We start from the raw sequence: 21,406 nt of genomic DNA on the forward strand, positions 1-21,406 counted from the left end.
GCTTCCCTTTTTAGCTTGCATGAAGCATGCGTTAGCGGCGGGTGCTCACTTGCACCAGCGGCTCATCCGATACCGGCGGCTGCGGCTTGCGCTCACGCGGGACGCGCACCGGTGCCGGCACGGCAGCGGCGGCTTCCTGGGCTGCGCGCAGCTTGGCAGGATCGGTCGCGGCCATGGTCAGACCGGCGGAAGCCAGCATGTCGTCGAAGTTGGCTGGGGCAGGAGCAGCTGCCGGGGCAGGTGCTGGTGCCGGCGCAGCGGCGACTGGAGCCGGAGCAGCGACTGGCGCTGGCGCGGCTTCCACAGGCTTCTGTTCGAAGGCGTACTCGGCAGCAGGAGCCGGTTCGACCACGGCTGGAGCAGCGTCAGCGGCAGCAACTGCCGGTGCAGGCGCGACCGGGGTCGCGGCAGGCACTGGTGCCTCAACTGGCGCCGGAGCCGGTGCTGGTTCGGCAGCGATTTCGAATGCAACTTCGGCCGCTACTGCCGGAGGTGCAACGATCACTTGCGGCGCAGGTGCTGGCTCGGCAACGGCTGGAATGGCTTCAGCCAGGATGGCCGGAGCTGGTGCGACAGGCGCTTCAGGAGCAGCAGGCGCAGCGACATGCACAGGAGCCTCAGCAATCGGCGCTACAGGTGCAGCGCTGACCGGTGCCGGTGCGGCGGCCTCGGCGGACGCAACTGGTGCAGCGACTGGCGCCGGAGCGGCTTCCATTGCAGGTGCTGCGGCCTCGACAGCAGCAGTCGCCACAGCTGGTGCGGCGGCAACGGCTGGCGCAGCAGTCTCAGCAGCAGCATCAGCAACTTCGGCAGGTGCTGCACCTTCAGCAGCGTCCATGCCCTCAGCGTTCATGCCTTCTGCGTTTTCTGCGCCTTCGCGGTCACGGCGGTTGCGGTTGCGGCCACCACGGCGGCGGCGGCGGCGTGGCTCGTCACCACCTTCGGCGCCCTCGGCTTCTTCGCCTTCCGGACCCACATTCTGTGGCTTGACCAGAACCGGTGTTTCAGGAGCGCCGGTGCCAGTGCCGACCGGGCCGACGCCCGCTGCTGCCAGTGCCAATTCTTCAGCTTTCGCTTCGGCCGGCGCTGCGGATGGTTTCTCGCCGCGTGGTTCACGTGGCGGACGCGGCTGGCGTGGCTCACGCGGCTCGCGTGGTTCACGTTCGGCCTTCTCGCCGCGCTCGGCGCGTGGCTGGGCTACTGCTTCGGCATTTTCACGTGGCTCGCGCGGTTCGCGTGGCTTGCGCTCGCGCTTCTCGCGGGGCTCGCTTGCCGGTTTGGCTTCTTCGGCGCCCGGACGCGCACCTGGTTCGCGGTCTTCGCGTTCGGCACGGCCACCCTTGCCACGGTTGCGGCCGCGTGGGCCGCGTGCGTTGCGGTCGCCGCGCTCGGAAGAGGCTGGCTTGGTAACAATGGCAGGTGCCGGAGCAGCCACCGGCTCTTCTTTCTCGCCGGTGAACAAGGAAATCAGCTTGGCGAAGAAACCCTTCGGTGCCGGAGCGGCGGCCACTACAGGCGCCGGCTTGGCAGCCTCGGCAGCAGCTTTGTGATCGACCATCGGAGCTGGTTGCTCCGGAGTAATGGTCTTGACCACGGCTTCCTGGCGCGGCTTGGATTCTTCCTTTTGACGCTTGCTGAAGGCCATATCGGTCTCAGCTTGCTCAGCCATGGTGTAGCTGGCGGCGTGGTCTTCCAGGCGTGGATCATCGTGCTTGATGCGTTCCAGCTTGTAGTGCGGGGTGTCCAGATGCTTGTTCGGGATCAGGATCACGGTGATACGGTGGCGGTTCTCGATCTTCAGCACTTCACCGCGCTTCTCGTTCAGCAGGAAGGCGGCCACGTCGACCGGCACCTGCACGTGAATCGCGGCGCTGTTTTCCTTCATCGCCTCTTCCTGGATGATGCGCAGCACTTGCAGGGCGGACGATTCGGTATCTCGGATGTGGCCGGTGCCGGAGCAGCGCGGGCAGGTCACGTGCGAACCTTCCGACAGGGAAGGGCGCAGACGCTGGCGCGACAGTTCCATCAGGCCGAAGCGGGAAATCTTGCCCATCTGAACGCGGGCGCGGTCGTGGTGCAGGGCGTCTTTCAGGCGCTGTTCCACTTCACGCTGGTTCTTCGACACTTCCATGTCGATGAAGTCGATCACGATCAGGCCGCCCAGGTCGCGCAGGCGCAGCTGGCGGGCCACTTCGTCGGCCGCTTCGCAGTTGGTGTGGAAGGCGGTGGTTTCGATGTCGGAACCGCGGGTAGCACGGGCCGAGTTCACGTCGACCGACACCAGTGCTTCGGTGTGGTCGATCACGATGGCGCCGCCGGATGGCAGCGGCACGGTGCGCGAGTAGGCGGTTTCGATCTGGTGTTCGATCTGGAAGCGGGAGAACAGCGGCACGTCGTCGCTGTAGCGCTTTACGCGGTGCACCATGTCCGGCATCACGTGGGACATGAACTGGTGCGCTTGTTCGTAGATCTCGTCGGTATCGATCAGGATTTCGCCGATATCCGGCTGGAAGTAATCGCGGATCGCGCGGATCACCAGGGACGATTCCTGGTAAATCAGGAAGGCGCCGGTGGCGGCCTTGGAGGCGCCTTCAATCGCACGCCACAGCTGCATCAGGTAGTTCAAGTCCCACTGCAGCTCTTCCACGGTACGGCCGATGCCGGCGGTACGGGCAATCACCGACATGCCTTGCGGCAGGTCCAGCTTGTCCATGGTTTCGCGCAGTTCCTGGCGCTCTTCGCCTTCCACGCGGCGGGACACACCACCACCACGCGGATTGTTCGGCATCAGCACCAGGTAGCGGCCGGCCAGGGAGATGAAGGAGGTCAGGGCAGCGCCTTTGTTGCCGCGCTCTTCCTTTTCCACCTGCACCATGATTTCCTGGCCCTCGCGCAGGGCTTCCTTGACGGAGGCATTGCGCACGTCCACGCCTTCGCGGAAATAGCTGCGCGCCACTTCCTTGAACGGCAGGAAACCGTGACGGTCTTCGCCGTAGGAAACGAAGCAAGCTTCCAGGGAGGGTTCGATACGGGTGATGACGCCTTTGTAGATATTGGACTTGCGCTGCTCGCGTCCGGCGGTCTCGATGTCGATGTCGATCAATTTCTGACCGTCGACAATCGCTACGCGCAGCTCCTCCTGCTGCGTAGCGTTAAACAACATGCGTTTCATTTTTATAAACTCCGCGACCCTTGGGCCATGTCAAAGCCGCCTCGTGGGAGGCGGCGCAGTACAAGGATATACGCGTGAATTAAGGAGGCTGTGGGGAAAATGCCTCTGCATGCGGCGCAGCTGCGCGTTTTGGCGCTGCCACCGCATTGGGCGCATGAAGTCCGATCGTCATGCCGAGTCTGCGCACTGCCCGCAGCGTGCTCCGGCGGCCCGATCTTTCGGGAGGCGGGAGAGCGTTCAGGCGTGCGCACATCGTCGAGCCAGGGCATCTTGTGTGGTGCCATGGCGAAAACGGCAAGCGTTATCAGCTTCATCAACCAGCGAGCAAACGACTGTCATCTCTGCTCACCGGACTTATCCTAACAATCCAGCCAGTCTAATTCTGCACCCGAGCGCTCTGCCCGATGACAACAATGGTCGTCACCCTGACCGGCGCACGAATGTGCGTATACGTTTTTTCCACTGAATTTGCGATTTAGGCGAGGCCAGTGGATCTGCCCCTGTGTAAAATGTACTTTTATTCTTACACGTGCAGCAGCTATAAACCGCGGCAAAACGATTATATATTCAAAATGAAGGACTTAGAGAGATTTTCTGGGAAGACCGGAGAAAAGAAAGCCCCGGCAACCCACACACAGGTCCTGCCGCAAGCACAATTCGTGACAATTACTGAAGAAGAGGCCGGTCAGCGTATCGACAACTATCTGTTGCGTGTTTGCAAAGGCGTGCCCAAGAGTCATATTTACCGCATCCTTCGCTCGGGCGAAGTGCGGGTTAACAAAGGCCGCATCGACCAGCTTTATCGCCTGAACGAGGGCGACGTGGTGCGGATTCCGCCGGTTCGTGTTGCTGAAAAACAAGAGTCTACTGTTCCGGCCGCCGAATTCCCGATTATTTATGAAGATGCCCACCTGCTTGTGGTCGATAAGCCGGCCGGCGTGGCCGTGCACGGCGGCTCCGGCGTGTCGTTTGGCGTGATCGAACAGCTGCGCGCTTCCCGGCCGGATGCCAAATTCCTGGAACTGGTACACCGTCTGGACCGTGAAACCTCCGGTCTGTTGTTGCTCGCCAAGAAACGGTCGGCCCTGACCAGCCTGCACGACCAGATGCGTGACGGCCTGACCGACAAGCGCTACCTGACTCTGTGCGTAGGCGACTGGAAAAACAAGCGTCAGCACGTAAAGTTGGCATTGCATAAATATACGCTGGCGGATGGCGAGCGCCGCGTCCGCGTGCAAGCGGATGGCCAGGCTTCGCATACGGTATTTACCTTGCTGAAAAAATTTCCGGAATTTGCCCTCTTGGAAGCCGAGCTGAAAACCGGACGCACCCACCAGATTCGCGTTCATCTTGCATCGTCGGGCTTCCCGATTGCAGGTGACGACAAATACGGCGATTTTGCGCTGAACAAGGCGCTGCAAAAAGCCACCGACGCCCGCGGCGCACTAAAACGCATGTTCCTGCACGCCCATCAAATTACGTTTACCCACCCGGAAACCGGCAAGGTGATGACACTTAACGCACCTTTGGCCGCCGAATGCGAAAAATTCTTGGTAAGCTTGGGTAAACCGTTGAATTGAGCACAAGAAAATGGCAAGAAAGCAATTTGACCTGATCGTTTTCGATTGGGACGGCACACTGATGGATAGCACGGCGACCATCGTGAAGTGCATCCAGGCGTCGGCCAAGGATCTGGGCCTGCCCATTCCGAGCCGGGAGTCAGCCTCGCATGTGATCGGGCTGGGCCTGGGCGAGGCGCTACAGCTCGTGTTGCCGGACGTCGATCCGAAATATTATCCACGCATGGTGGAGCGCTATCGCTATCACTATCTGAGCAAGGATCACGAGCTGACCCTGTTCGATGGCGTGCATGAGATGCTGCAGGAACTGTCCCAGCAGGGCTATTTCCTGGCCGTGGCCACCGGCAAGAGCCGGGTTGGTCTGAACCGCTCGCTGAATGCCGCAGGTTTGCTGTCCACCTTTGACGCCACGCGCTGCGCGGATGAGACTTTTTCCAAGCCGCATCCTGCCATGCTGCAAGAACTGACCCGCGAACTGGGTCAGGATCTGAAGCGCACGGTCATGATCGGCGATACGACGCATGATTTGATGATGGCGCAAAATGCAGGATCTGCTGGCATCGCCGTCGAATATGGCGCCCATCCGGTGGATCAGCTGCAAGCCTGCAATCCCGTGTTCAGCGCCCGCTCGGTGCCGCAGCTGCATGAGTGGCTCAACGAGAATGCATGATGAGTGAAGAAATCCTGATCTGTGCGTCGGACGCCATAACGGACGGCGGCAAGGGCGTGCGCTTTCCCGTCACCGCCGGCGGCGAGGACACCACCGGTTTCGTCGTGCGCTATGGCGGCACGGCCTACGCCTATCTGAACCGCTGCGCTCATGTGCCAATCGAGCTGGACTGGGCCGAAGGGGAATTCTTCGAATCATCCAAGCTCTATATCATGTGCTCCACGCACGGTGCGATTTACCTGCCCGATAACGGACAATGCGCCGGTGGGCCATGCCGCGGCGGGCGCCTGCGTCCCATCGCAGTGACCGAGCGCGACCAGAATATTTACTGGCAACCGGACGATTACGTCCAGCCGGCGCGCGCCTGACGCGCCAAGAAAGCAAGGATTATGAGCGACAACCTGAACCAGACTCCGCCGCCACCACCGCCTCAGCCGGCGCAACAGCCGCCCGGCACGCCTCCCATCAACTGGGAGCGCGAAGTGCTCGAAAAGCTGGTGTTTGCCACGCTGAAGGAACAGCGCGCCAACCGCCGCTGGAGCATTTTCTTCAAAGTGTTCGTGCTGGTGATCGTGTTCTTTGCGATTGCCAGCTATTTCGATATTCATTTAGGCGGCGATTCGGAATCGCTGGGCCGTCACACGGCGTTGATCGAAATTGAGGGCAATATCGAAGCAGAAGGCAGCGGTTCGGCAACGGTGGTGATTCCGGCACTGAACAAAGCCTTCGCGGATGCGGGTTCCGTGGCTGTGGTCCTGCACATCAACAGCCCGGGCGGCAGTCCGGTCCAGGCGGGCATGATCGTGGATGAAATCCGCCGCCTGCGCAAAGGCTATCCGAACAAACCTCTATATGTAGTGGTGGATGAGATCTGCGCGTCCGGCGGCTATTACATCGCTTCGGCAGCCGACCGCATTTACGTCAACAAGGCCAGCATCATCGGTTCCATCGGCGTGCTGATGGATGGCTTCGGCTTTACGGGCACCATGGAGAAGCTGGGCGTCGAGCGCCGCTTGCTGACCGCAGGTGAAAACAAGGGCTTCCTCGATCCGTTCAGCCCGCAATCGGAAAAGCACAAGCAGCATGCGCAAACCATGCTGAAAGAGATCCACGAGCAGTTCATCGAAGTGGTCCGCGCTGGCCGTGGCAAGCGCCTGCACGAAACGCCGGAAATGTTCTCCGGCCTGTTCTGGACTGGCGCCAAGGCGATCGACATGGGCTTGGCCGATGACCTTGGTAGCGTGGACAGCGTGGCGCGTGATGTGGTGAAGGCCGAAGACGTCATCGACTACACCCAGCATGAAGGTCTGCCTGAGCGCGTGCTGAAGAAATTTGGCGCAGCGATGGGGGCCGGCGCCATGAAGGCGGCGGTCGAATCCGTCAAGCCGGCACTGCATTAATACAGCAGAGCTGCTCAGCAGGAAACGTTGGCAAACTGCTTTTATTAAGGCTTGTATATTCCCCGAGGTGGACTATAGTAACGATGTAGTTCATTCAAGGGAGGGCTTCACAACTTGAACTTGGGTAAAGACTACTCAGCCGCATCATGGATGCGGATTAGAGTGAATTGAAATTCCTCGTCACTGTCTCTTTGTGAGGCAAGAGAACGGCGGCCCTTGGCCGCTGTTTTCGTCTGTGGAGATGCTGGCGCCATGCCGGAAAATCCCCCCGCTTCCAGCCATTTCTGAAATCCGCATTGAACCGTCGACTGCCATTCATTTTGCGGCATGGCGCTGGCGCCGCCGTGCCAGCGTGCCAGGGCCAGCCGCATTTGCAGGGAAGCGGAGTGGGTGCGTGCCAAAGTGCTGCGGCTTATCGAAAGCTTCATGGCGTTTCTTCCTATTTACGTTCAGCAAATTCCTAACGTGATTTCAGTGTATCAATATGTCTTAGACATCCCTTGATCTGTATCAATGTCCGAGCTTGATCCCGCTTAAAATCCGGTAAAATCCCGCCCCATGAGTAAACTTTCCCTTGATCGCATCCTGCAGTCGCAAGGCTTCGGGACGCGCAAATACTGCCGTGCGCTGATTGAAGATGGCGATGTCGTCATCAATGGCGAAGTGCAGGACAATTACAAGACTACTTTCGAAACGGAAGGCCTGGTTCTCCACGTTTTCGAAGAGGAGTGGGTCTACCGCGAGCACGTCTACATCGCGTTGTACAAACCGGCCGACTACGAATGCTCGCGCAAGCCGAGCCATCATCCCGGCGTGCTGACCTTGCTGCCGGAGCAGTTCACCTGGCGCGAGGTGCAGCCGGTCGGTCGGCTTGATCATGACACGACAGGCATGCTGCTGATGTCCGACGATGGCCCCTTTATACACGCACAATCGTCGCCGAAGCGCCACGTTCCCAAGGTTTATCAAGCCACCACCGATACCCCCGTGACCGACGAGCTGGTGCAGCAGATGCTGAGCGGCGTCCAGCTGCACGACGAACCGGCCCCGCTGGCGGCACTGATTTGCGAAAAGAAGGGCGAAAATCAGCTGGAGATCGTGCTGGAACAAGGCAAATACCACCAGGTTAAGCGCATGCTCGCTGCCGCCGGCAACCATTGCGCGACGCTGCACCGCTCCGCCATTGGCGGCCTGCAGCTGGATGCGCTCGGCCTGAAAGAAGGCGAGTGGTGCTACCTCTCTCCCGAACAACTTGGCCTGTTAGCCTCTATCTGACACATGAAACTCGCAACCCTCAAAGACGGTACCCGCGACGGTCAATTGATCGTCGTCTCGCGTGATCTGAAAACGGCAGTGGTGGCGGACGGTGTCGCGCGATCGATGCAGCGCGCGCTGGACGACTGGTCCTTCATTGCGCCCCAGCTTGACGAACTCTACCGCGCGCTGAACGAAGGCAAGGCCCGCCGCAGCTTCGACTTCGATCCGAAGAACTGCATGGCGCCACTGCCGCGCGCCTTCCAGTGGGCCGATGGCTCGGCCTACGTCAACCACGTCGAGCTGGTGCGCAAGGCGCGCAATGCGGAAATGCCGGCTTCGTTCTGGGAAGATCCGCTGATGTACCAGGGCGGCAGCGACGATTTCATCGGCCCGGCCGACGACATCGAGCTGAAGCACGAAGAGTGGGGCATCGACTTTGAGGCGGAAGTGGCTGTGATCACGGACGACGTGCCGATGGGCGCCACGCCCGATCAGGCTTTCCAGCAAATCCGCCTGCTGATGCTGGTGAATGATGTCTCGCTGCGCAATCTGATTCCGGAAGAGCTGGCCAAGGGCTTCGGCTTTTTCCAGTCCAAACCGGCTTCCAGCTTCTCGCCGGTAGCCGTCACGCCGGACGAACTGGGTGAAGCCTGGAAGGATGCCAAAGTCCACCTGCCGCTGCGCTCGATCTGGAACGGCAAACTGGTTGGCCAGCCGAACGCGGGCGTGGACATGGTCTTCAACTTCGCCCAGCTGATCAGCCACCTGGTCAAAACCCGCAATGCCCGCGCCGGCACCATCGTCGGCTCCGGCACCGTGTCCAACAAGGATGCGAAGAAAGGCTATTCCTGCATCGCCGAAAAGCGCTGCCTGGAAACCATCGCCGATGGCAAGCCGGCGACTGGCTTCATGTCCTTCGGCGACACCATCAAAATCGAGATGCTGGACGCCGACGGCAAGTCGATTTTCGGCGCCATCGACCAGACCGTGCAGCAGCATGGACGTCCAAAACCGAAACCGGAACCCGAGTCCAAGGCTGAAATTTCCACTGAGCAATAATGAAAAGGGGCGGATTTCCGCCCTTTTTCCATAGATGGCCGTGGCGCCACCGCCCTGATAATGGCATGGTCGATAACAGGAGCGGTACATGGCTGAAGAAAGCGAAGCCGAAAAGACAGAACCCGCGTCACCGAGGCGCCTCGAGCAGGCGCGAGAAGAAGGCGACGTTCCCCGATCACGCGAAGTCGCGACGTTTACCGTGCTGATGGCGGCGGGCGCTGGTCTGTGGATGACGGGTTCCAGTCTGGTGCGTGAGCTGAGCCACACCATGGTGTCCGGCCTGCAGATGACGCGCGACCAGGCTTTCGATGCCGACGTGCTGATCCACCGTGTGGCGGTCGACCTGGTGCAGGTGCTGATCGCCTGCCTGCCGCTGGGCGTGGCCGTGATGGTCGTGGCTCTGGCATCGCCGCTGCTGGTGGGCGGCTGGTTGTTCAGCGGCAAAGCCATCACCCCCAATTTCATGAAGCTGAACCCGATCACGGGCATCGGCAATATGTTCTCGACCAACTCTCTGGTGGAGCTGGTCAAAGCCATTATCAAGGCCCTGGTGGTTGGCGCCGTGGCCTGGTTCGTCATCATGCGCCAGAAGGAAGCGGTGCTGGGCCTGGCCAACGAGCCGCTGAATTCCAGCAGCGCCCACGTGATGGACATGTTGGCGATGAGCTTCCTGTTCATCGTCGGCGCGCTGGGTTTCATTGCTGCCATCGATGCGCCGTACCAGATGTGGCACTACGCGAACAAGCTGAAGATGACGCGCCAGGAGCTGATCCAGGAATCCAAGGAATCGGACGGTAACCCTCAGATCAAGGGCAAAATCCGCCAGTTGCAGCGCGAGATGGCCAAGCGCCGCATGATGGCCGAAGTGCCGACCGCCGACGTGGTGGTGACCAACCCGACCCACTACGCGGTCGCGCTGAAATACGGCGCGGGCGAAGCGGGGGCGCCGCGCGTCGTCGCAAAAGGTACGGATGAAGTCGCGGCCAAGATCCGCGAGCTGGCGAAAGAGCACCGCGTTGCGATCCTGGAAGCACCACCGCTGGCGCGTGCGCTGCACAAGCATACCGAGATCGGCGACGAGATTCCGCAGCGCCTGTACGCCGCGGTGGCGGAAGTGCTGGCCTATGTGTACCAGTTGCGCGCGTTCCGTCCGGGCCTGCGCTATCCGGACCGTCCGACCAAGCTCGATGTGCCGGAAGACATGGACCCGGCAGCACCAAAGAAACCAGATAACAACGGAGTATAAGCATGAACAGCGTGAAGCTTCCCGCATGGATGAGTGGAATGGCCGGTGGCAATGCCAAGAGCCTGGCCGCGCCTATCCTGATCATCATGCTGCTGGCGATGATGATTTTGCCGCTGCCGGCCTTCGTCCTCGACCTGTTCTTCAGCTTTAACATCGCGCTGTCCATCATCGTGCTGCTGACCAGTCTTTATACGGTCAAGCCGCTGGACTTCATGGCTTTCCCGACCGTGCTGCTGGTGTCCACCATGCTGCGTTTGTCGTTGAACGTGGCATCTACCCGCGTGGTGCTGACCCAGGGCCATACCGGCGCCGACGCTGCCGGTAAAGTGATTGAAGCCTTCGGCCACTTCCTGATCGGCGGGAACTACACCGTCGGTATCGTGGTGTTCGTGATCCTGACCATCATCAACTTCGTGGTCGTGACCAAGGGCGCGGGCCGTATCGCTGAAGTGGGTGCACGTTTCGCTCTGGACGCAATGCCAGGTAAGCAGATGGCGATTGACGCCGACCTGAACGCAGGCCTGATCGGCGAGAAGGAAGCGCGCGCGCGCCGTAGCGAAGTGGCACAGGAAGCGGAGTTCTACGGCGCGATGGACGGTGCGTCCAAGTACGTGCGTGGTGACGCAGTGGCCGGCATCATGGTCACCGTTATCAACGTGGTCGGCGGCCTGCTGGTGGGCCTGATCCAGCACGATATGGCCTTTGCCGACGCGCTGAAAAACTACACGCTGCTGGCGATTGGTGACGGCTTGGTGGCGCAGATTCCATCGCTGGTGATTTCGATTGCGGCGGGTATTGTGGTGTCGCGCGTGGCGAGCGAATCAGACATCGGCACCCAGGTGATCGGGCAGCTGTTCGCCAAGCCGCAAGTGCTGTACATCACGGCCGGCATCATCGGCGGCATGGGCCTGATCCCTGGCATGCCGAACCTGGTGTTCCTGCTGCTGGCAGGCTTGCTGGGTGGCTCTGCGTACCTGATGTCCAAGCGCGCGAAAGAGCGCGTTGAAATGGGCGGTACGCCGGAAGCGCAGGCCGCAGGCGGTGCTGCCGCGGGCGGCGCCGCTGCGGCAGCCGCGCCGGAACAGGAAGAAGCCAGCTGGCAGGACGTGCTGGCCGTGGATACCCTCGGCCTGGAAGTGGGCTATCGCCTGATTCCGCTGGTGGACAAGAATCAGGGTGGTGAGCTGCTGAAGCGCATCAAAGGCATCCGTAAAAAATTCGCGCAGGAAGTGGGCTTCCTGCCGCCGCCGGTGCACATCCGCGACAACCTGGAGTTGAAGCCATCGGCTTACCGCATCACGCTGAAAGGCGTGGAAGTGGGCGCGGGCGAGGCCTTCAATGGCCAGTTCCTGGCAATTAATCCGGGTATGGCCAGCGGTACGCTGCCGGGTTTGGCCACGACTGATCCGGCCTTTGGTTTGCCGGCCGTGTGGATCGACGCAGGCTTGCGCGATCAGGCGACCGGCATGGGCTATACCGTAGTCGATGCGGGCACCGTGGTCGCAACGCATCTGAATCACCTGATCACGACGCATGCGGCTGAACTGCTGGGCCGCGCGGAAGTGCAGTCGCTGCTGGATCATCTGGGCAAGGAATCGCCGAAGCTGGTGGAAGATCTGGTGCCGAAGATGCTGTCGCTGTCCGCGCTGCAGAAGGTGCTGCAGAATCTGCTGTCGGAAGGCGTGCACATTCGCGACATGCGCACCATCATCGAAACGCTGGCCGAATTCACGCCGCTGACGCAGGACCCGAACGAGCTGACCGCGCAATCGCGTATTGCGCTGGGCCGGGCCATTGTGCAGCAGCTGTTCCCGCAGGGGGGAGAGCTTTCTGTGATGACCCTGGACAATCGTCTGGAACGTTTGCTGATGCAGGCGTTGTCGGCAGGTGGCGGCGACGTCGCGGGCATCGAACCAGGGCTAGCCGACACCATCGCGCAGCAAGCCGCGCAAGCGACGGCGCAGCAGGAAGCGCTGGGCGTGACGCCGGTGCTGCTGGTGCCGGGACCTTTGCGTCCCTTGCTCGCCCGCTTCCTGCGCCGCGCACTGCCGCAGCTGAAAGTGCTGTCGCACGCCGAAATCCCGGAAACCAAAACCATCCGCGTCACCTCCCTCGTCGGCGCCCAATAACACCCAGGGGTCAGATCCGACATTCGGACATTTTTTGAATCGGGCTGCTCTCAGAGCGGCCCGTGCCCGCTACGGCTGGTAAATTTGATGGGCGAACCCACGCATGGTCGAGCTATTCTGGACCCTTGCGCCATAGGGGAATAGGAAAATGTCCGAATGTCGGATCTGACCCCAAGGTTTTGGGATAAGGGGGGATTTTCGGGGTCTTTTCGTTCGATGGTTTCTCCAGTGCATCGTCAATAATTTCACCATCAGAGTGAAAGACTGCAGGAGTTGCAATGAACGTCAAGAAATTCACCGCGCCGACCTCGCGCGAGGCGCTGCGCAAAGTGCGCGAGGCCCTCGGGCCGGATGCTGTGATCCTTTCCAACCGTCCCGTCGATGGCGCGGTGGAGATTCTGGCTCTGGCCAATGACGATGCCGCCTCGCTGGCCATGCCCGCTGCAGATTCCCCAATGGCTGCACCGCAGCCGCAACTGGATCTGGCGCCGCCTGCAATCGACGAGCGCGTCGAGCCGATGCTGCCGCCGGAACCGGAAGCGCCAGCCGTGCGCGCGACGCCGCGTCCGGCGCCGACCGTAGCCCGCGAAACGGCACCAGCCGCGCCGCGCACACCGGCCCCGCGTCCACCAGCACCAGCCCGCCCAATGCCGCCGCGTGCGGCCGCACCGGCCCCAGCTCCCGCCATCGACATGGACCGCATCACCGCCATGGTCGCCGACGCCGTCGCCGGAGCGAAAGCCACCGCCGCCGCTGAAATGAGCACCATGATGAGCGAGTTGCGCGCCATGCGCGGCATGATGGAATCCCAACTGGCCGAGATCGCCTTCAGCAACGGCCAGCAGCGCGAGCCGCACAAGAATGCCGTGCTGCGCGAGCTGCTGTCGGCTGGCTTCTCCGCCCAGCTGTCGCGCTACCTGACTGAAAAGTTGCCGGCCGGTGTCGATGCCCAGCGCTGGATGCGCAACGTCCTGGCGCGCAACCTGAATGCCATGGCGAACGAAGATGCGCTGATCGAGCAGGGCGGCGTGTTCGCCCTGGTTGGCCCGACCGGTGTCGGCAAGACCACCACCACCGCCAAGCTGGCCGCGCGCTGCGTGATGCGCCACGGTCCGGAAAAGCTGGCCCTGATCACCACCGATGCTTATCGTATCGGCGCCCACGAGCAGCTGCGCATTTACGGCAAGATCCTCGGCGTGATGGTGCATTCGGTGAAGGACGAAGCCGACCTGCGCATCGCTCTGAAGGAACTGACCAAGAAGCACACCGTACTGATCGACACCGTCGGCGTCAGCCAGCGCGATCATATGGTGGAAGAGCAGGTCGCCATGCTGCAAGGCGCGGAAGCGAATGTGAAGCGCCTGCTGTGCCTGAACGCCACGTCCACGCAAGAGACTTTGTCCGAGGTCGTACGCGCTTACCAGGGCAGCGGCCTGGCTGGTTCCATCATCACCAAGCTCGATGAAGCCGCGTCCATCGGCTCCGCGCTGGATGTGGTGATCCGCCACAAGCTGAATCTGTTCTACGTGTCCAACGGCCAGCGCGTGCCGGAAGACCTGCACCTGGCCGACCCGGCTGCCCTGATCGAGCGTGCCTTCAGCGGCGCCAAGCCGCAGTTCGTTGACGCCGATCTGCCTCTGGTAATGGCCAATGCCGGCCATGATGCTTCCCTGCGCGAGGTGCACCTTGGCTAATTTCGATTTCGACCAGGCAGAAGGCCTGCGCCGCATGCTGGCGGGGCCGCGGCCCCGTATCGTGACCTTCCTGTCCGCCACGCCGCAGGACGACAAGGGCATGATGATGGTTAACCTGGGCGCCTCGCTGGCCCAGGCCGGCAATGATGTGCTGCTGGTCGATGCCTGTGCCAGCGCGCACGGTGTGGCGTCGCGCCTGGGTGTCGATGGCGGCGCCAGTCTGATCAATGTGGCGCGCCAGCAGTGCGGCCTGAACCAGGTGATTCACGCTGCGCCGCAAGGATTTAATGTGGTGCAAATGACGCGCGGCGAACAGCGCCGCGGTCCCGACGAAGGCCGCCGCCTGGCCAAGGCTTTCGACGTGCTCGTCAAGCAGACCGGCATCACCCTGGTCGATGGCGAGTTCGATGGCGAAGCTTTCCCCGTGCCAGTCATGGCCAGCTCGGAAATTGTCGTGCAAGTTTCCAACAGCGCGGCTTCCATCAAGAATGCTTATCTGATGATCAAGCGCCTGAACCACGAACTGGGCCGCCGCCCGTTCGGAATTCTCGTTACCGGGGCTTCGGAAGCCGAGGCGAGGGTGGTTTACGATAATATGGCGCAGGCGGCAAGCCGTTACCTGGCAGTGAACCTGGTTTCCATGGGTTCCGTTCCAGCCGACGAGTACCTGCATCGTGCAGCACGCTTAGGGCGCGCGGTGGTCGATGCGTTTCCGCTGGCCGGTGCTTCGGTCGCGTTCCGTCAACTGGCCGGACGCTTTGCGCTGGCTGGCTCGGCATCACACTTTGCGGGGAGCAGCAACCATTTTTGAGCATTACAACAACTAGAATTTTATGTACACGGTCAAAGGGAAAGTAGACAAAGACTCTTTGCTGACGGAGCACATGCCGTTGGTTAAGCGGCTTGCCCACCACATGAAGGCCAAGTTGCCCCCGAGTGTGGAAGTGGATGACCTGGTACAGGCCGGGATGATCGGCTTGCTCGATGCTATCAACCGCTACGAAGAAACCCACGGCGCCCAGTTTGAAACCTATGCGGTGATGCGCATCCGCGGAGCCATGCTGGACGAGCTGCGCTCCTCTGACTGGATGCCGCGCTCGCTGCGCCAGGATATGCGCAAGATTGAAAATGCGATGGCCGTGCTGCAGCAGCGCCTGGGCCGTCCGCCCAGCGAATCGGAAGTGGCGAAGTCGCTCAAGCTGTCGCTGTCCGATTACCAGGAAATGCTGTCCGAAGGCGGCGGCCACCAGCTGGTGTATTACGAAGATTTCCACGACGAGGATGGCAATGATTCCTTCCTCGACCGATACGCACATGACGAGGAAGCCGATCCTCTGCGCGCGCTGCTCGATACCGATTTCCGCCAAGCGGTGATCGATGCCATCGATGCCTTGCCGCCGCGCGAGAAAATGTTAATGGGCCTGTATTACGAAGAAGAGCTGAACCTGAAGGAAATCGGGGCCGTGATGGGTGTATCCGAATCGCGGGTCTCGCAATTGCACACCCAGGCCGTGGCCCGCCTGCGTGCATCACTCCGGGAGCAGGCATGGACTGGTCCAGCATAGCCGGCGTACTGCTGGCGCTTGCCGGCATTCTCGTTGGCCAGGGGCTGGAAGGCGGCAAACTCACTTCCCTGCTTCAGCCGGCGGCGTTTGCCATTGTCGTTATCGGTACGTTTGGCGCGGTGATGCTGCAAACGCGCCTGCCCACTTTGCGCCGCGGCCTATCGATGCTGCGCTGGATTTTTCAGCCGCCCGCCGATAACCGCGCCGCGCTGGCGCGCGACATCAATTCCTGGAGCCTGGCCGCACGCCGCGACGGCTTGCTGGCGCTGGAGCGCTACATGCTCGCCTCCAAAGACAAATTCATCGCCAAGGGTCTGCGTATGATCGTGGACGGCATCCAGCCGGACAAAATGCGGCAAATGCTGGACATGGAAATCACCGCCTTCGAAACGGCCGAACGCCAGGCTGTGCGCATCTGGGAATCGGCGGCTGGGTATTCGCCGACCATCGGCATCCTGGGCGCGGTGCTGGGTCTGATTCACGTGATGGAAAACCTCACCGATCCGAGCAAGCTCGGTTCCGGCATCGCGGTGGCTTTCGTGTCCACCATTTATGGCGTGGGCCTGGCCAATCTGTTCTTCTATCCGATCGCGAACAAGCTGAAAAACATCGTCACGCGCCAGGTCTACCAGCAGGAGCTTGCCGCCGCGGTGTTCTACGATATCGCCACCGGTGACTTCACGCGTGTGATCGACGAGCGCATCGCCACGCTGATGCGGGAGCACTGAGATGCAGTACCGCCGCGCACGCAGGAAGTTCGACGATGAACCGGAGAACCATGAGCGCTGGCTGATTTCCTACGCGGATTTCATCACGCTGCTGTTCGCGTTCTTCGTGGTGATGTACGCGATTTCCTCCGTCAATATCGGCAAATACAAAGTCTTCTCCGATGCGCTGGGCGATGCTTTCGGCGGCCAGGGCGCAGCACCCTTGCAGAACACCGAAGTGCAGAATGTGCCGATCCCGAATCCGGCCCAGCGCCGCCGCGCGGAGCAGATCCGCAAGGAGAAGGAGCAGATGACGCACCTGGCCAACGATCTCGCCGCCACGCTGGCGCCGCTGGTCAAGGAGGGCAAGGTGAAGGTCACGCAGAACAGCCGCGGCGTGAGCGTGGAAATCAACGCCAGTGTGCTGTTCAATCCCGGCGATGCGCGCCTGACGCCTGAATCGCGTGAAGCGCTGACCGCCGTGGCTTCGCTGCTGAAGGATGATCCGCACGCGGTGCAGGTGGAAGGGCATACGGACAATCAGCCGATCCGCAATACGGCTTTCCCCTCCAACTGGGAATTGTCGGCCACGCGCGCGGGGACGGTGGTGCGGCTGTTCATCGAGTCGGGCGTTGCCGCCTCGCGCATGACGGCGGTCGGCCACGCCGACAATCATCCGGTCGCATCGAACGATGATCCGGAAGGCCGCGCGCGCAATCGCCGCGTGGCCGTCACCATCCTGTCGGGCATCCCCGACCCCTCAACCGAAATTCCTACGACGATCGCGCCGCAGGCGCCGCGCTGAGTTTGCGGCGGCGCAGCCAGAGACGCAGCCGCCACAGAGCGCTCGCGCCGGCAGCGCCGAGTCCTGCCAGCGTGCCGAGCACGGGCAGCGGCTGCATCGGTGCGTCTTCGGCAGGCGCCGGTCCGTCGCGCAACGCGGCGGGGAAGGGCCGTGCCGGCGTTGGAACGATCTGCCATTTGCTGCGATCGGCCGGCACGCGTTCGCGATATTCCGCAATCGAATATACCGGCGCCGAACCGAAGGCACGGCTGGATGGAATTTGCGGAATGCGCACCAGCACCACCGCTTCCACATCGTCGCGCAGCTGCTGTTCGTAGGCGCTGAGCGTGCGGCCGGCTTGGCCATCCAGCAGCGCCAGGAGGTCGCGGCCGATGGCGTCGAAAGCCACGGCAGGATAAAGGCGGGTCTGTTCTTCCGTGAAGTAGTCGTAGGTCTTCTGGCCGCTTTGCAGACTGCGGTCGCTGGCGGCCATGTAACCGTAGGCCGCGACGGCCGTCACGCGTCCCGTTGGTCCACGCTGCGGCACTTGCCAGCCCAACTTGCGCAGCATATCGATGCTGATGCCGGCGCAGTTGGCGGCGGCGTGCTTGTAGGTGAAGTCGTGTTTATAGAAGTGCGTGAACACGTCCTGGATGCCGCTCTGGTAGGCGGCCGCTGTGCGGGCATCGCGCAGCACGGCCACCAGCATGTAGGACGGGCGGTAGTATTGCTGGCCGCTGTTCAGGTCCATCAGGTAGCTGTCCATTGGCACCATCGATGCGACGATGCCTTTTTCGCTGACGCTGTCCAGGTTGTAGAAGTTGTTGACCAGCCAGTCGGACCATTCGCCTTGCGGGCCGATGCGGCCGGTGGCGATGGCGAAGTGGCCGCCGTAGGCTTCGTCGTCATCGCCTTGTGCGCCGTTCAGCATCACGGCCAAGGCCGGCTTGCCGGCCCACGCAACCTTGCTGCCGGGACGCTGCCAGACCGTGCGCGTGGCGTAAGCGCTGCGCGCGCCGCCATGCTCGGCCTGCACCCAGCCTGCGAGTTCGTCCTGCGACTTCAACGGCGCGGCGAGGGATGGCGCCAGCACGAAATCGCGCGGCCACAAGCTGCGCGCGGTGAAGACGCCGCTGTTCATCGTGCCGCGTGCGCTCACTTCGCGCTGGCGGAAGAAAGCCAGCGAGTGGGCGTCAAACCAGGAACGGTTGCTGGCAATCTTTGGCGCCAGCTGCAGCGGGACCTCGCCAAGCCTGGAGCCATCAGGCGCCAGCATGGCGTCGTCGATGCGGTCGGGCGAGCCCAGCCAGACCAGCGGCGGTTCACCGGCGGCGCGCGGGACGGCGATGGCTTCGTCGCGGAAGTACCAGAGTGCCTGGCGCGGCGTAGGGCAGTCCTGGCATTGTCCGCTGGCGAGGCGGAAGTCGGCGGCGGGGTAGAGGCCTAACTGGCCGCTGGCGAGTGCCGGATGGACGGCGGCGGAAGCATTGCCGGCAAACAGGACCGCACAAGCTGCAGAAAGAAAATAGTTATTTTTTGGCATGTTCGCAGTATGCTAGCACGCCGATGAGCGGGTTTTGCGCCCGCGCAAGAATTCAGCCGGCGATAAAGCCCCGGCTGCGTGAGACGGAGGTGGTGTGGCCGGTCGGGCCGTACACCGGGCCGGCCGTCTGCGGACGCAGGGCTTGCAAGGCGCCCTGAGTCTGGCTCAGATGTTTGTTGATCAGTACGCCATTCAGGCGGTTCAGCTCTTTCGCTTCGCGCGTCTGGCCCAGCACGGTTTGCCACACGGCGGAGGCATCAGCGTCATGCTGCGTTTCCAGCCAGGCTTCCATGCCCGCTTCCTCGGCCAGAAAGCCGAGCGCGGCCAGCGCTTCGTGGCGCTGGGTGGCGAGCGCGCCCATCTGGCTGACCAGGCTGGACTTGTGCGGCGTCAGGGCGGTGAGCTTGTCGATGTCCGCTGCCACCAGATGGGCCTGTTCCTGCTTCAGCACTTCCAGCAGGTCAGTAATCAGCTGCAGTTCCTGGTGCAGGCTGCTCATCGGGGACTCGGACATGGCTCTACCTTATTCCTTAACGTTTGCGCGAATGCAGCAAGTCGCGGACCGTTTCCAGCAGGCCATCCGCCACTTTCTCGGAATTGACCTGGAACTGGCCATCGGCAATCGCCATCTTGATGCGTTCGACTTTCTTGGTGTCGAACACACCGTTGGCGGCGCCTGCGCCACTCGCTGCCAACGCCTGTCCTTGCGCGGACAGGCGCACATTGTCGCCGGCTGGCTGGTTCGTCGCAGGTGCCGCCTTTTCCGCCGTGCGGGCGTTATTGGTGGTGGCAGGCGACGTCGGCAGCCCCGGCGTGCTTTTCATTGAATCATTGATTTTCACAGCATTATCCTCGTCTGGTTGGAGACTTTACTCCGGGATACGAGTCTTATATCGGCCACGGCTAGCAAAACTTTAGCTGGTCGGCGGCGAATACTCGTAACCCTTTGTTAGAACGTCACTTCCACCAGTCCGCCAGCCTTGGCGATGCCGCTTATTTGTTGCCCATTTGCAGTTCTTACCTGTACTACCTGTCCTTCGCCCGCGTTGCCGGCCGCCTTGCCTTCGGCTGATACCGAGAAGCCATTGCCGCGCGAAACCAGCTTGACCGGCTGGCCCAGCAGCACCACCGGCTTGCTCTTCAGCAAATCCACACGCACGGGCGTACCTGCCGAAATGGAAAGATTGCTGGTTCTTCCGACAACTTGCGCTTTGTCCGTTGCGATGCCGGCGGGCAGGGCGGTCAATTCGCCCTGCATTACGGCCAGCTGGCTTTCTTCGATCGGCTGGCCCTGCGCCAGCGGTACTGCGGCGGCAATGTAGTTGCCCAGCACCGATACGTTAGCTTGAATATACACCGTCCAAGCGGTGGGGGCTGCGCACCGTACGCCCACCGTCGTCTTACCCCAGGCCCGTGCGCCCGGCATCATGAACGCTTCCGGCGCCGCGCAGGCTGCCAGAGCCAGGCGCTGGTCTACCGCACCGGCGTGCACCGTGACCTTGCCGGGCAGGCCGGCCGTCTGCACTTGCAGGAACTGCTCGACCGTCTGGCGCAGCACGTTCACGTCCATACGGGTCTGGGCGGAGGCGGCGGAAGCCAGAAAGAGCAGGGCAGTAGTGATGAGTATGCGTTTCATGCCAGCCATCTTAGCCTCGCGTGCACGGGGGAAAGCCGGGAATAGCGTGGAAAACCCCATCCTTCTCTCCCGATCGTTTGACCGTGTTGCTCCGTATCATCGAACCTGTCATCAGAAGAGGGCGACCGCCATGTTAGGGAAACTCGACGATTATTTGCGATTCAATGAAACGGTGCTGAGCTTGCGCTCCCAGCGCCAGACCGTGCTCGCATCGAATATTGCGAATGCCGACACTCCGAACTACAAGGCGCGCGACATCGACTTCACCAGCGCACTGAATAGCGCCATGGCGCGCCAGGGTACACCGGCGCCGCTGAACACCACGGCCCAGAAGCATTTCCCCAACCCTCCGCAAGACGGCAGTGTGCTGCCCGATGGCACGCCGCTGCTGTACCGCGGCGTGGTGCAGGGCGCGGTGGACGGCAATACAGTCGACATGGATGTGGAGCGCAATGCCTTCGCCGACAACGCGGTGCGTTACGAGGCAGGCGTGCAATTTGTCAGCAATCAGATCAAGGGCCTGATGGCCGCACTGCAGGGAGGTCAATAGTGTCTTCACTGTTCAGCATTTTTAATGTGACCGGCTCGGCCATGAGCGCCCAGGCCCAGCGCCTGAACGTGACCGCTTCCAACCTGGCCAACGCGGACAGCGCCACCAGTGCCAGCGGCGAAGCCTACCGCGCCAAGCAGGTGGTGTTCGAAGCCACGCCGTCGACCGCCGACAACACCGCCACCGGCGTACGTGTGCAGCGCGTAATTGAAGATCCGTCGCCGATGAAGCTGGTCTACGACCCGAAGAATCCTCTGGCCGACGAAAAGGGCTATGTGACCATGCCCAATGTGAACGTGGTGGACGAGATGGTGAACATGATGTCCGCCTCGCGCGCTTACCAGAACAACGTAGAAACCATGAATGCAGCCAAGACCATGCTGCTGAAAACCCTGACCATCGGTCAGTAAGCGG

Annotated in this window: 21 protein-coding genes; 15 read left to right on the forward strand and 6 right to left on the reverse strand. The window is 61.8% G+C overall.

Features of this window, described 5'->3' with window-relative positions; all coding sequences use genetic code 11:
• Nucleotides 1–31: 31 nt before the first annotated feature.
• Nucleotides 32–3,172 (reverse strand): Rne/Rng family ribonuclease, encoded by a 3,141-nt coding sequence (locus tag AB4Z19_RS09230; RefSeq protein WP_442035070.1) that lies wholly within the window; start codon nucleotides 3,170–3,172, stop codon nucleotides 32–34.
• A 572-nt stretch (nucleotides 3,173–3,744) separates the two neighbouring features.
• Here AB4Z19_RS09230 and rluC point away from each other — a divergent pair.
• Genes rluC through AB4Z19_RS09250 form a run of 4 tightly spaced genes read left to right on the forward strand, consistent with a single transcriptional unit; the run spans nucleotide 3,745 to nucleotide 6,822 of the window.
• Nucleotides 3,745–4,752, forward strand: a complete 1,008-nt coding sequence (gene rluC, locus AB4Z19_RS09235; protein ID WP_442028502.1) for a 23S rRNA pseudouridine(955/2504/2580) synthase RluC — start codon at nucleotides 3,745–3,747, stop codon at nucleotides 4,750–4,752.
• A 10-nt stretch (nucleotides 4,753–4,762) separates the two neighbouring features.
• Nucleotides 4,763–5,422 carry an HAD-IIIA family hydrolase gene (locus tag AB4Z19_RS09240; RefSeq protein WP_442028500.1) on the forward strand — a complete coding sequence of 220 codons (660 nt, stop codon included), beginning with the start codon at nucleotides 4,763–4,765 and terminating at the stop codon, nucleotides 5,420–5,422.
• A complete protein-coding gene (locus AB4Z19_RS09245) occupies nucleotides 5,419–5,790 on the forward strand; it encodes a Rieske (2Fe-2S) protein (protein WP_442035072.1) in 372 nt (123 codons plus the stop codon). The genes AB4Z19_RS09240 and AB4Z19_RS09245 overlap by 4 nt, the downstream gene beginning before the upstream one ends.
• A gap of 21 nt (nucleotides 5,791–5,811) precedes the next feature.
• Nucleotides 5,812–6,822 (forward strand): S49 family peptidase, encoded by a 1,011-nt coding sequence (locus tag AB4Z19_RS09250; protein ID WP_442029751.1) that lies wholly within the window; start codon nucleotides 5,812–5,814, stop codon nucleotides 6,820–6,822.
• 131 nt (nucleotides 6,823–6,953) lie between these two features.
• Here the strand turns inward: AB4Z19_RS09250 and AB4Z19_RS09255 are convergent, their stop codons facing one another.
• A complete protein-coding gene (locus AB4Z19_RS09255; RefSeq protein WP_442029753.1) occupies nucleotides 6,954–7,250 on the reverse strand; it encodes a hypothetical protein in 297 nt (98 codons plus the stop codon).
• Nucleotides 7,251–7,380: 130 nt separating this feature from the next.
• On the opposite strand from AB4Z19_RS09255, the gene AB4Z19_RS09260 reads away from it, so the two are divergent.
• The 9 genes from AB4Z19_RS09260 (at nucleotide 7,381) to motD (ending at nucleotide 17,284) form a co-directional block, all read left to right on the forward strand.
• On the forward strand, nucleotides 7,381–8,097 hold the full coding sequence (locus AB4Z19_RS09260; protein ID WP_442035074.1) for a pseudouridine synthase: 717 nt from the start codon (nucleotides 7,381–7,383) through the stop codon (nucleotides 8,095–8,097).
• Between the two features lie 3 nt (nucleotides 8,098–8,100).
• The gene (locus AB4Z19_RS09265; protein WP_442035076.1) at nucleotides 8,101–9,138 is read left to right on the forward strand and encodes a fumarylacetoacetate hydrolase family protein; all 1,038 of its coding nucleotides are present in this window, start codon (nucleotides 8,101–8,103) and stop codon (nucleotides 9,136–9,138) included.
• 88 nt (nucleotides 9,139–9,226) lie between these two features.
• Complete coding sequence (gene flhB, locus AB4Z19_RS09270; RefSeq protein ID WP_442035078.1) at nucleotides 9,227–10,384, forward strand: flagellar biosynthesis protein FlhB; 1,158 nt, start codon at nucleotides 9,227–9,229, stop codon at nucleotides 10,382–10,384.
• Between the two features lie 2 nt (nucleotides 10,385–10,386).
• Nucleotides 10,387–12,513: a flagellar biosynthesis protein FlhA gene (gene flhA, locus AB4Z19_RS09275; RefSeq protein WP_442035079.1), complete on the forward strand. Its 2,127-nt coding sequence runs from the start codon at nucleotides 10,387–10,389 to the stop codon at nucleotides 12,511–12,513.
• A 278-nt stretch (nucleotides 12,514–12,791) separates the two neighbouring features.
• A complete protein-coding gene (gene flhF / locus AB4Z19_RS09280; RefSeq protein ID WP_442022171.1) occupies nucleotides 12,792–14,207 on the forward strand; it encodes a flagellar biosynthesis protein FlhF in 1,416 nt (471 codons plus the stop codon).
• Entirely contained in the window at nucleotides 14,200–15,018 is an 819-nt protein-coding gene (locus tag AB4Z19_RS09285; protein WP_442022173.1) for a MinD/ParA family ATP-binding protein, read from the forward strand. The genes flhF and AB4Z19_RS09285 overlap by 8 nt, the downstream gene beginning before the upstream one ends.
• Nucleotides 15,019–15,040: 22 nt before the next feature.
• A complete protein-coding gene (locus AB4Z19_RS09290) occupies nucleotides 15,041–15,772 on the forward strand; it encodes an RNA polymerase sigma factor FliA (protein ID WP_442022175.1) in 732 nt (243 codons plus the stop codon).
• Nucleotides 15,754–16,500: a flagellar motor protein gene (locus AB4Z19_RS09295; protein WP_442022177.1), complete on the forward strand. Its 747-nt coding sequence runs from the start codon at nucleotides 15,754–15,756 to the stop codon at nucleotides 16,498–16,500. The genes AB4Z19_RS09290 and AB4Z19_RS09295 overlap by 19 nt, the downstream gene beginning before the upstream one ends.
• 1 nt (nucleotide 16,501) lies before the next feature.
• Nucleotides 16,502–17,284, forward strand: coding sequence for a flagellar motor protein MotD (gene motD / locus AB4Z19_RS09300; protein WP_442022179.1), 783 nt, complete (start codon nucleotides 16,502–16,504; stop codon nucleotides 17,282–17,284).
• Here motD and AB4Z19_RS09305 read toward each other — a convergent pair.
• From AB4Z19_RS09305 to flgA, 4 genes are all read right to left on the reverse strand, one after another.
• The gene (locus AB4Z19_RS09305; protein WP_442035081.1) at nucleotides 17,253–18,806 is read right to left on the reverse strand and encodes a hypothetical protein; all 1,554 of its coding nucleotides are present in this window, start codon (nucleotides 18,804–18,806) and stop codon (nucleotides 17,253–17,255) included. The genes motD and AB4Z19_RS09305 overlap by 32 nt on opposite strands.
• Nucleotides 18,807–18,858: 52 nt before the next feature.
• Complete coding sequence (locus AB4Z19_RS09310) at nucleotides 18,859–19,320, reverse strand: flagella synthesis protein FlgN (protein ID WP_442022183.1); 462 nt, start codon at nucleotides 19,318–19,320, stop codon at nucleotides 18,859–18,861.
• Nucleotides 19,321–19,336: 16 nt separating this feature from the next.
• The gene (gene flgM / locus AB4Z19_RS09315; RefSeq protein WP_442035083.1) at nucleotides 19,337–19,648 is read right to left on the reverse strand and encodes a flagellar biosynthesis anti-sigma factor FlgM; all 312 of its coding nucleotides are present in this window, start codon (nucleotides 19,646–19,648) and stop codon (nucleotides 19,337–19,339) included.
• 107 nt (nucleotides 19,649–19,755) lie between these two features.
• On the reverse strand, nucleotides 19,756–20,442 hold the full coding sequence (gene flgA / locus AB4Z19_RS09320) for a flagellar basal body P-ring formation chaperone FlgA (protein ID WP_442022187.1): 687 nt from the start codon (nucleotides 20,440–20,442) through the stop codon (nucleotides 19,756–19,758).
• Between the two features lie 130 nt (nucleotides 20,443–20,572).
• Between flgA and flgB the strand changes: the two genes are divergently transcribed.
• Together flgB and flgC are read left to right on the forward strand one after the other, a co-directional pair.
• Complete coding sequence (gene flgB, locus AB4Z19_RS09325) at nucleotides 20,573–20,992, forward strand: flagellar basal body rod protein FlgB (RefSeq protein ID WP_442022189.1); 420 nt, start codon at nucleotides 20,573–20,575, stop codon at nucleotides 20,990–20,992.
• Nucleotides 20,992–21,402, forward strand: coding sequence for a flagellar basal body rod protein FlgC (flgC, locus tag AB4Z19_RS09330; RefSeq protein ID WP_442035085.1), 411 nt, complete (start codon nucleotides 20,992–20,994; stop codon nucleotides 21,400–21,402). Before flgB ends, flgC begins: the two co-directional genes overlap by 1 nt.
• Nucleotides 21,403–21,406: the final 4 nt, after the last annotated feature.

It is taken from the genome of Pseudoduganella sp. RAF19, assembly GCF_052114165.1.
GTDB lineage: Bacteria > Pseudomonadota > Gammaproteobacteria > Burkholderiales > Burkholderiaceae_D > Rugamonas.